Origin of the sequence: Microbacterium sp. CCH5-D1 (assembly GCF_001557335.1) — a bacterium.
GTDB classification, from domain to species: domain Bacteria; phylum Actinomycetota; class Actinomycetes; order Actinomycetales; family Microbacteriaceae; genus Microbacterium; species Microbacterium oxydans.
Genome location: NZ_LSJW01000057.1, coordinates 1 through 10,444 on the forward strand (window position 1 = coordinate 1; position 10,444 = coordinate 10,444).

The 10,444-nt window shown below is 68.7% G+C and carries 7 protein-coding genes; 3 read left to right on the top strand and 4 right to left on the bottom strand.

Annotated features, from left to right (window positions below; translation table 11 throughout):
• On the bottom strand, positions 1-3,258 hold a 3,258-nt coding region (locus tag AX744_RS03730), incomplete at its 3' end, for a DUF7507 domain-containing protein (protein ID WP_231728731.1).
• 200 nt (positions 3,259-3,458) lie between these two features.
• On the opposite strand from AX744_RS03730, the gene AX744_RS03735 reads away from it, so the two are divergent.
• The 3 genes from AX744_RS03735 (at position 3,459) to AX744_RS03745 (ending at position 6,372) form a co-directional block, all read left to right on the top strand.
• Positions 3,459-3,881, top strand: a complete 423-nt coding sequence (locus AX744_RS03735; RefSeq protein WP_058632292.1) for a Fur family transcriptional regulator — start codon at positions 3,459-3,461, stop codon at positions 3,879-3,881.
• Between the two features lie 67 nt (positions 3,882-3,948).
• Positions 3,949-5,400 carry a catalase gene (locus tag AX744_RS03740; protein WP_061015438.1) on the top strand — a complete coding sequence of 484 codons (1,452 nt, stop codon included), beginning with the start codon at positions 3,949-3,951 and terminating at the stop codon, positions 5,398-5,400.
• Between the two features lie 156 nt (positions 5,401-5,556).
• A complete protein-coding gene (locus AX744_RS03745; protein ID WP_174799745.1) occupies positions 5,557-6,372 on the top strand; it encodes an alpha/beta fold hydrolase in 816 nt (271 codons plus the stop codon).
• 84 nt (positions 6,373-6,456) lie between these two features.
• On the opposite strand, the gene msrA is transcribed toward AX744_RS03745, so the two are convergent.
• From msrA to AX744_RS03760, 3 genes are all read right to left on the bottom strand, one after another.
• Complete coding sequence (gene msrA / locus AX744_RS03750) at positions 6,457-7,002, bottom strand: peptide-methionine (S)-S-oxide reductase MsrA (RefSeq protein WP_058632294.1); 546 nt, start codon at positions 7,000-7,002, stop codon at positions 6,457-6,459.
• Positions 6,999-7,487: a peptide-methionine (R)-S-oxide reductase MsrB gene (gene msrB / locus AX744_RS03755; protein ID WP_046748587.1), complete on the bottom strand. Its 489-nt coding sequence runs from the start codon at positions 7,485-7,487 to the stop codon at positions 6,999-7,001. Before msrB ends, msrA begins: the two co-directional genes overlap by 4 nt.
• A gap of 139 nt (positions 7,488-7,626) precedes the next feature.
• Positions 7,627-10,444 (bottom strand): exo-alpha-sialidase (locus AX744_RS03760; RefSeq protein WP_061015439.1); only part of this gene is annotated, 2,818 nt, incomplete at its 5' end.

Sequence of the window (10,444 nt, forward strand, 5' to 3'; positions counted from 1 at the left end):
ACAGGTGACCGGACCAGCCGTGGGGTCGCTGACGACGATGTCGTCGATGGTCTGCGCGCCGGTGTTCGTGACGATGATCGTCCACTCGATACGGTCGCCGGGGTCTATGACACCGTTGCCGTTGACGTCGACCGGGTTCGCTCGCTTCTCGAGGGCGAGCGAGTTGGTCCCGTCGAACGGGACCTCGACCGTCGAAGGCGGCGAGACCGGCGGCTGCCCCGACGGCGGGGTGCCCGTGGCGATGGCGGTGTTCGTCAGGAGCCCCGAGTCCACGTCGGCCTGCGTCGTCTGATACTCCGCCGTGCACGTGATGATCTGACCGGGCAGCATGCTCGCAGCCCCCGCCGGGCACACGATTGCGGACAGTGAACCGGAGCCGGAGAACGCCGTCTCGTCGACCGTCACGTCGGTGAGGGTGACGTTTCCGGTGTTGGTCACCACGAACGAGTACGCGAGCGTCTGGCCCACGGCCGTCATCGTCGCAGGAGTCGCCGACTTCACGATGCTGATCGCAGGAGCCGGGACGATGGGGACTTCGGTCTCAGAAGGCGGCGAGACCGGAGGAACGAGACCACCGGGCGGAACCCCTGTCGCCGTCGCGCTGTTTGTGACCTGCCCCGCATTCACATCCGCCTGGGTCAGCACGTACGTGGCGGTGCAGACGATCTGAACGCTCGGAGCGAGGGAAGCCGCGCCTGCCGGGCATTGGATCGGAGACAGCGTTCCCGAACCGGAGAAGTCCTCCTCGTTCACGGTCACGTTGGTGAGAGTGACGTTGCCGGTGTTGGTCACGACGAACGAGTAGGTGATCTCCTGTCCCACCTGATAGGCGTCAGGGGTGTTCGGGCTCGCCGACTTGACGACGCTGATGCCGGGCACGGGGTTAGGGGGGACGACGACGGTCGACGGCGGAGACACCGGAGGCTCACCCGTGGGCGGGGTACCGGTGGTCGTCGCCGTGTTCGTCACGCCGCCCGAGTCGATGTCGGCCTGTGTCACGACGTACGACGCCGTGCAGGTCACGGTCGCCCCTGCCGCGAGCGACGCCGCGCCGGCGGGACACGTGACCACCGGAGGCGTCCCCGTCCCGGAGAACGCCGTCTCGTTCACCGTCACGCCCGTGAGCGTGACGTTGCCGGTGTTCGTCACCAGGAACGAATAGTTGATCGTCTCGCCCGCCGCCGTGAGCTGCGTGCGATCGGCCGTCTTCGCCACGGTCAGCCCCGGTGCCGAGGCGACGGGGATCTCGACGCTCGACGGCGGCGACACCGGCGGCGTGCCCGAGGGCGGGGTGCCGGTCGCGGTGGCCGTGTTGTCGAGGGAGTCGGAGTTGTAGTCGGCGACGGTCGTCGTATAGGTCGCCGTGCACGTGATCTGCGCGCCAGGGATCATCGAGGCGGCTCCCGCCGGGCAGGTGATCACCGGGGGCGTTCCGGTGCCGGAGAACGCCGTCTCATCCACGGTGACGTTCGTGAGCGTCACGTTGCCGGAGTTGGTCACCTGGAACGAGTAGGCGATGGCCTGCCCCGCTGCGGTGATCTCTGCGGTGTCAGCGCTCTTCACGAGGGTGAGCGCGGCCGTGGATGTCGCCGGCACGTTCACGGTCGAGGGTGGGGAGACCGGGGGCACGAGGATGCCCGGCGGGACGCCCGTCGCGGTCGCGGTGTTGGAGAGGGAACCGCTGTCGATGTCGGCCTGTGTGAGCGTATAGCTCGCAGTACAGGTCGCCTGTGCCCCAGGCGCCAGAGGCGTCGTCGGGCAGACCGGGGTCGACATAGTGCCGGAGCCGGTGAAGGCGGTCTCGTCGACGCTGATGTCGGTGAGGGGCACATCGCCCGTGTTCGTGACCACGAACGTGTAGTCGATGACCTGTCCGACCGTGAAGTCATCCGGACCGGACGGCGACGCGGACTTGAACAGCGAGATTCCGGGGTTCGCCGCAGCGATGGTGAGGGCATAGTCCTCCACCTCACCGGGGTCTCCGGTACCCGTGGGCGTAGACGTGGTCAAGCCGGTGCCGTTGGCGATCCGGAACCGCGCGAACGTCGGCCCCGCCACGGTCTGGGAGATGATGCCCGGCCAGGTGAGCGTGACGGAGGAGCCATCGGGAGTTCCTGCCGGCACGACCGTCGACACGCCTTCATTCGCGTCGAAGACGCCGTTCCGGTTGAAGTCGACCCAGCCGACGAGCGTCGCGGCCGCACCTTCCACCTTGTTCGAGACCAGCACCGAGACCGAGTAGCTGCCGGTGACCCCTGCCGTGATCGGCCCGAAGGTCGCGACGCCGTTCTCATCGTTGATGAACTGGTTCGGCGCGGTTCCGCCGACCTGGTTGTCGCCGGTCGCGTTCGCGCTGTACTGCATCGCGGTCTCGGCATCGGCCGACCAGCCGAGGTAGGTCGCGGCGTTCAGCTCGTGGGAGACGGAACCGTAGCTGGCTGGCGCGTCGCCGAAGTCGTCGGGGACCGTGGCGCACGAGGGGTTGAACCCGTCGATGCCCTCCCCGCCGCTCTGCGCGCGGTAGCCGCGGACCAGGATGTCGCTGGTGCCGGTCGTGTCTGCGGGGCCGCAGCGCGGGGTCGGCGTGTCGAGGCCCCCGTTCGTGTTGAAGTTCTCACCGATGGTGATGACCGTCGGGGTCGCGGCCAGATCGACGCGGATCGCGCCCGCCGGCGCGAGAGTCATGGGGCGGCAGGTGATCTGCACCGACGACGGCCAACGGCTGCCGTTGTCACCGACGAAAGTCGTGCCGGTGATGCGGTGCACGAAAGTGTTGGCGGGGCAGGTGCCCGTCTGCACGTTGCCGCGGCTCTGATCCCAGGTGGGTCCGGTGATCCAGGTCGGATTCACGGTGCCGGTGACGATCCCGGCGTTGTTCACGGTGATCGTCGAGCATTGGATGCTGAATCGCACCAGGATCGAGTTCGCACTGTTCGTGGGGACGTTCTGCCGGTTCTCCGTCTGCACCCCGGTGAGGACGGAGTTCGACGGACACTCGGTCGGTGCGGTCAGATCCTTGTCCGATCCGACGGTCGGCCCCTCGTAGGACGGGCCCAGGTACAGCTGTGCGGCGTCACCGGGGGCGGCGCTCGCCGTCGTCGCGGGGACGACGAGCCCAGCGAGCACGAGAGTCAGCAGCGCGACGACGGCAAAGGGCTTCCGACGCGCACGGGAGACGCGAAGACGAGCCAGAAACGATCGGCGCTGCTTTTCTCGCGCAGACGACAGGACACCGGGCTGGCTGGTCTGAGACGGCATCGAGGCTCCCTCGGCTTCGCTCGCGCGACCACCACGCCGCCCAAGCTGTGATTTTGCCCAGAGTAGCGGAGGGCTCGCCGGATTCCCAGGACTCTTTTGGGACCTCACCTGGGTTAGATCTCCGGTTCTCCCCGCAGCCGGACGCGGCATGCCGGAATTCTTTCTTTTGAGTTATTCAAAAAACAAGGTAGCCTCGGGGGATGGAGACAGAACTCGACTCGGCGCTTCGCGGCGCTGGGCTTCGGGCGACCGCGGGCCGCGTCGCCGTTCTCGAGGCTCTCGACTCCATGGCCCATACGGATGCGGAGCGGGTCTACCGCGCCGTGTCCGAAGTGCTGCCGACCACGTCGATCCAGTCGGTGCACAACATCCTCGCGGACCTGACGACGGCGGGTCTCATCCGCCGGATCGAACCGGCAGGTTCCGCAGCGCTCTACGAGCGGCGCATCGATGACAACCACCACCACGTCGTCTGCACCTCCTGCGGTGCGATCGGCGATGTGGACTGCGTCGTCGGTGAAGCTCCGTGTCTCACCCCGTCCTCGACGGGGGGATTCACCGTCCAGACAGCCGAAGTCACCTTCTGGGGCCTGTGCCCCAGTTGCCAGAACGCCGCGCAGTAGCAGGGCCGCCGATCGCCCGTCCCCGGATGGGGTTGATCGTCGCGCCCACGCGGAGAAGGAGAACACCATGACGAAACCTGCCACCACCACGCAGGCCGGAGCCCCGATCGCGAGCGACACGCATTCGCTCGCCGTCGGTGCCGACGGCCCCACCGTCCTGCACGACCACTACCTGGTCGAGAAGATCGCGGCCTTCAACCGCGAGCGGGTGCCGGAGCGCAACCCGCACGCGAAGGGCGGCGGCGCGTTCGGCGAGTTCGTCGTCACCGAAGACGTGTCCGCCTACACGCGGGCAGCCGTCTTCCAGCCAGGAGCGACGAGCGAGACCCTGATCCGCTTCTCCTCGGTCGCCGGCGAGCAGGGTTCGCCCGACACCTGGCGCGATGTGCGCGGCTTCTCGCTCCGCATGTACTCCGAGGAGGGCAACCTCGACATCGTCGGCAACAACACTCCGACGTTCTTCCTGCGCGACGCGATCAAGTTCCCGGACTTCATCCACTCGCAGAAGCGACTGGCCGACTCGGGCCTGCGCGACCCCGACATGCAGTGGGACTTCTGGACCCTGTCGCCGGAGAGCGCCCACCAGGTCACGTATCTCATGGGAGACCGCGGTCTCCCCCTCAGCTGGCGCCACATGAACGGCTACGGCTCGCACACCTACTCGTGGATCAACGCCGCGGGCGAGGTCTTCTGGGTGAAGTACCACTTCATCTCGCAGCAGGGCGTCGAGGCGATGAGCAACGAAGAGGCCGAGCAGCTCGCCGGGTCGGACGCCGACCACTACCGTCGCGACCTGTTCCGCTCGATCGCCGACGGCGAGTTCCCGAAGTGGGACCTCTACGTGCAGATCATGCCGTACGACGAGGCCAAGGACTACCGGTTCAACCCGTTCGACCTCACCAAGACCATCTCCAAGAAGGACTACCCGCGCATCAAGGTCGGCACCCTGACCCTGAACCGCAACCCGGAGAACTTCTTCGCGCAGATCGAGCAGGCCGCCTTCTCGCCATCGAACCAGGTGCCCGGTACCGGCATCTCCCCGGACAAGATGCTGATGGGGCGCATCTTCGCCTACCCGGATGCCCAGCGCCACCGCATCGGCCCGAACTACAACCAGCTGCCGGTGAACCAGCCGCACGCGAGCGAGGCCCGCAATTACCAGCACGAGGGCTCGATGCGCTACCAGTTCAACGATGCCGCGCACCGCACCTACCAGCCGAACTCCTACGGAGCGGCAGGCGGACCGGAGGCCGACCCGTCGAAGGGCATCGAGGTGAACTGGGAAGCCGACGGCGAGATCCAGCGCTCCGCCGCGACCCTGCACGCCGAGGACGACGACTTCGGCCAGCCGGGCACGCTCTACCGCGACGTGTTCGACGGTGAGCAGCGCGCGCGCTTCCTGGAGACCCTGACCGGTCAGGGGCGTTCGATCACGGTCGACGCCATCCGCGAGCGCTTCTTCCAGTACTGGACGAACGTCGACGCCGAGCTCGGTGCCGCCCTGCGCGATCGGGTCTGACCCTCGCGATCGTCGGAACGAGAAACGGCCCCCGGTGACTTCGGTCCCCGGGGGCCGTTTCTCACAGTGCCCCGTGGCCCGGTGATGCCCGCCCCATCGCCCAGACCCGCGAAGGCGTCTGAGCCCCGCGTCCGCGAACAGGGCCAAGATGGAGAGGTGGCCGTCCCTCTCTCCGACCTGACCAGCATGCCCGCACCCCAACACGTGTACGCCGCCGACGGCACCCGGCTGGCGACCTACACCTGGGGTGAGCTCGACGCCCCGGTCGTGGTCATCGTGCACGGCTTCGCATCGAACGCGCGCGACAACTGGGTGCTCACGGGCTGGGTGCGTGAGCTCACGCGTGCGGGCTATCGGGTGCTGGCGCTCGACCAGCGGGGGCACGGCCTCAGCGAGAAGCCGCACGACCCCGACGGCTATCGCATCCGCACCCTGGTCACCGACGTCGAGACCGTGATGGACACGTACCTCGTCGACGACGCGTTCTACGTCGGGTACTCCCTCGGCGCGCGGGTGGGCTGGGAGGTCGTCCGCGAGCTGCCGCATCGCATCGGACGGGCGGTGCTCGGAGGCGTGCCGGACGGCATCCCTCTCGCGCGGCTCGACCTCGATCAGGTGCGGGCCTACATCGCCGATGGCACGCCGGTGGCCGACCGGACGACACAGAACTACATCGCGCTGACCGAGCGGGTGCCCGGCAACGACCTGCAGGCGCTCGTCGCACTCGCCGAGGGCATGCGGGCATCGGGCATGATCGACCCCGACCCCTCGGATGCGCCGACTCGACCGATCCTCTTCGCCACCGGGTCGAAGGACGCGATCATCGAGGGCTCGCGGGCTCTGGCCGCGGCCGCCCCCGACGGTCGGTTCTTCGAGATCCCGAACCGGAACCACTTCAATGCCCCCGGTTCCCGCGACTTCAAGGAAGCGGCCGTGGCGTTCCTCGCAGAGTCCCAGCCCGCCGAGTCCTAGCCCGCCGAGTCCTAGCCCGCAGAGACCCATCCGACACACGTGTGGCCCGGTCGACAGGCGACCGGGCCACACGTCGGGATGCGCTCAGACGGCGGCGGCCTCGTCGCGCTTCGGCAGCACCCATCCCGCACGCGGGAAGTGGCAGGTGTAGCCGTTCGGGTACTTGATCAGGTAGTCCTGGTGCTCCTCCTCGGCCTGCCAGAAGGGACCGGCCGGCTCGATCGTGGTGACGGCCTTCGCGGGCCAGAGACCGGACGCGTCGACGTCGGCGATCGTGTCGCGCGCGACCGTCTCCTGCTCCGGTGTGAGCGGGAAGATCGCGGAACGATAGCTCGATCCGATGTCGTTGCCCTGACGGTCCTTGGTCGACGGGTCATGGATCTGGAAGAAGAACGCGAGGATGTCGCGGTACGTCGTCTTCGTCGGGTCGAACACGATCTCGACCGCCTCGGCATGGCCGGGGTGGTTGCGATAGGTCGCGTGGTCGTTCGAGCCGCCGGTGTAGCCGACGCGGGTGTCGAGCACGCCGGGCTGACGGCGGATCAGGTCTTCCATGCCCCAGAAACAGCCGCCGGCGAGCACGGCCGTCTCGGTTCCAGGGGTGCGGGTGATGTTTCCGTCGTCGGTCATGACTGCTCCTCAGCGGTGTCGGGGGTGTCGGTGGTGGTGGGGCGTGCGAAGAGGGCGCTGTAGCGACCGTACCCCTCTTCCTCCAGGCTGTCCGCCGGGATGAAGCGGAGGGCCGCGGAGTTCATGCAGTAGCGCAGACCGCCCTCGGCGCGGGGTCCGTCGTCGAAGACGTGTCCGAGATGGCTGTCCGCACCGGCGGAACGGGCCTCGGTGCGCTTCATCCACAGCGACCGGTCGGTGCGCGTGGTCACCGCGTCGGCGTCGATGGGCTTCGTGAAGCTCGGCCAGCCGGTACCGCTGTCGAACTTGTCGGTCGACGAGAACAGGGGCTCGCCGGACACGACATCGACGTAGATGCCGTCGTCGTGGTTGTTCCAGTAGGCGTTGCGGAACGGCGGCTCTGTGGCGTCCTGCTGCGTCACCTCGTACTGCAGGTGGGTGAGGCCGCTGACGGCCTCGGGGGTCTTGCCGTAGTCGTTCGACATGATCTGGCTCCTTCTCCGACGTCGCTGGCTGCGCCGTCTCAGAGAAGAACCGACGAGCGGCCCGATTTGGTCCCGCAGCCCTGGGAACGGGCTGTGAGTTTTCAGGACGCTCGTCGGCTGCCCCCTCTGCGGAGAAGCGTCAGTCGAGCGTCCGCCACGGGCCGCCGGTCCTCACAGCTTCCGGCTGCTGGTTGCGGGTCCACCACTTCGCCTCGAAACGCATGCCGTCGTGCACGACAGCATCGCCGGCGGTGAAGACGCGGGTGGCCGTCCACACGGTCGCTCCCTCCGCGTCGGATACGAGCTCCTGCCACGGACCGACGGGGTCGCCTGGGCGCTGGTCGCGCGTCCACCACGACGCCTGCCACAGGCGCCCGTCGAGCGAGACGAGCTGCCCCTCGGCATACACGGTCCCGGTGCTCCATGCGGCGGCGATGGGAAGCACGAGCGGCGAGGCGTCGATCGAAGCGGAGACCTCGAGCGCCCCGTTCACCGCCGCCGCATCGAAGGGGGCCGAATCGATCGACCCGCGCGCGATGTCGTCGGTCGTGAGCCGGACGACGATCGGATCGAGGGTCGTCCTCTCACCGGGGGCGAGCACCCCCACGTCCGCTCCGGCAGCGGTCACGGCATCGAGCGCGACGTTGCCGATGTTCTCGACGGTGCGGGTCCACGTCACGGTGTCGGAGGCATCGGCCACGCCGTTCCCGTTCCCGTCCGCCCACTCACCCACTGCTGCGCCGGACACCCCGGGGGTGCGCGCGATCACATCGACCTCGCCGCCCGCCACGGCGATGCGTTTCGTCGACTGCCCTGCCGCCTCGACCGTCCACGTCGTGTCGGCGACGAAGAAGCCGCGGTCGATGTCGGCCTGGGTCACCGTGTGGCGCGCGGTCCCGCAGTCGTACCCCGCGCCGACCGGCAGGTCCCGATACCGACAGTTTCCTGCCCCCGGCGGGAGGAAGGGCGAGAAGTCGCCGGATGCGGGAACCACCGAGACCGTGACCGGACTGCGGTTGTCGACCCGGAAGCCGTAGGGCACCTGTTCACCCACCGCGTAGGGGGTCGCCGCCAGGTCTCGCCCGGCATCCGCCCGCGTTTCCGTGATCGTCGCCGCGAGCACGCCGTCGCGCAGCACCACGGGCGCGGCCGCGTGGGCCACGGTGACAGCGGGGGCCGAGCCGTCGACCGGCGCGACGGTGAAGCTGAACTCCGGCGTGTACCAGCCGCGGTCGATGTCGGCCTGCGTGAGCGTACGCCGCGGGGTGCTGCAGTTGTAGGCGTCGTACGCCGGCAGGTTCAGCCACCGGCACGCGGTGGGGGCGAAGCCGGTGGTGAAGGTGTTCGCCGCCGGGGTCACGACCGTGTTCATGCCCGCCGTGCTCACGACCCGCACCTGGAAGCTCAGCTGCTCGCCGACGGTGTACGGATTCGTCACGACGTTCCGCGCCGCCGACGTGTTGGTCGCTGTGAGCGTCGCGCCGAGCACCGACGACTGCGGCAGCGTGAGCGTCGCCGTCGTCTGGCTCAGCCGTCCGTCGGCCGCGGTGAAGGCGGCCTGCAGACGCTGGGCGCCCGCGGCTCCCTGCGGTGCGGTGACCTGCACGTTCACGGTGGCGCTCGCGCCCAGCGCGAGGCCGGTGACCTGCGCCGTGGTCGCCGTCCAGCCGGTCGGAGTGTGGAAGGTGACGGCACCGCTGAGCGCTGTCGATTCCTGGTTCGTGACGGTGACCGGAACCGTGGTGGCCGCACCGGGGGTGAGAGCGGTCTGCGGCACCGACAGCGGGGCGCACACCGCGTTCATCCACGCCTCGTCGAACGAGGAGAACTGCATGGTGTTCGTGTATCCGGCCTCCCACAGCACCCCCACCCTGCCGTCGTCGATCGCCGTGGCGCTGGAGTAGGCGAACGCGCCGGTCTCGAGCGTGCGCAGGCCCGGCCAGGTCTCGCCGTCGTCGCACGAGAGCCGCACCGCCCCGTTCACGCGGTTGCCGTCGGCGCCGTTGCTGGCGTTCGTGAAGACCAGTTTCCTCGCGTCGACGCTGGCCGCAGGGGCATCCGGGTGCAGGCGCGTGATCGAGGCGTTGTTCGTGGGGTCGGGCAGCTCGGGGTCACGGGTGACCGGCCCGTAGCTGTGGCCGCCGTCCGTCGAGATCGCCACCTTGCGCAGACGGCCGTTGGAGCTGTCGCGCGAGTTGAGCATGACACGGCCGTCGGAGAGCTCGACGACCTTGTTCTCGTCCATGCCGGTGCCGACATACTCGCCGCGCTCCCAAGTGACACCGCCGTCGTCGGAGTACACCGAGTACGCCTGGATCGCCGTCGATCCGTTCGACTGCCGCACCGTGCCGGCGTACTGCTGGATGAGTCGGCCCGCGTGGGCGCCGTAACGCAGCTGGATGCCCTCGCCCGACGTCGCGAACGTGCCCTTCACGTCCCCCGCCACGGGCGTGTACACGCCTGCGCTGGTGGTGCCGTTCGAGGTCTTGGCGACGTCGGTGATCAGCCGCGGGGCGCTCCATGTCGCACCGCCGTCGTCCGAGTGGATCACCGCGGCGCCCATGACCTGCCGGTTCGCGTCGTCGTCTCCGTAGGCGCTCCCCTGGAATCCCTGGTCCTTGGAGTGCACGAAGAACGCGAAGACGCGGCCGCTCTCCCGGTCGACGACGTAGCTCGGGTCGGAGTAGCCGTACTGGCCGCTTCCGGTCTTCCCTGCCGCGATGATCTGCAGCGGGCCCCAGGTGCGACCGTTGTCGGTCGAACGGCGCTGGATGATCGAGTTCGGGTTGGGGGCGTCGGCCGCGCTCCCCGGTCGGGCATCCCACGACGCGAGGACCACGCCGTCGCCGAGGTGGGCGAGCGCGGGGATGCGGTAGAAGTAGTTCGCGGCGGTACGGTCGGCACCGATGTTCAGCTCGAGGTAGTCGCCCGGATCGGCGTTCGGATCGGTCAGGTAC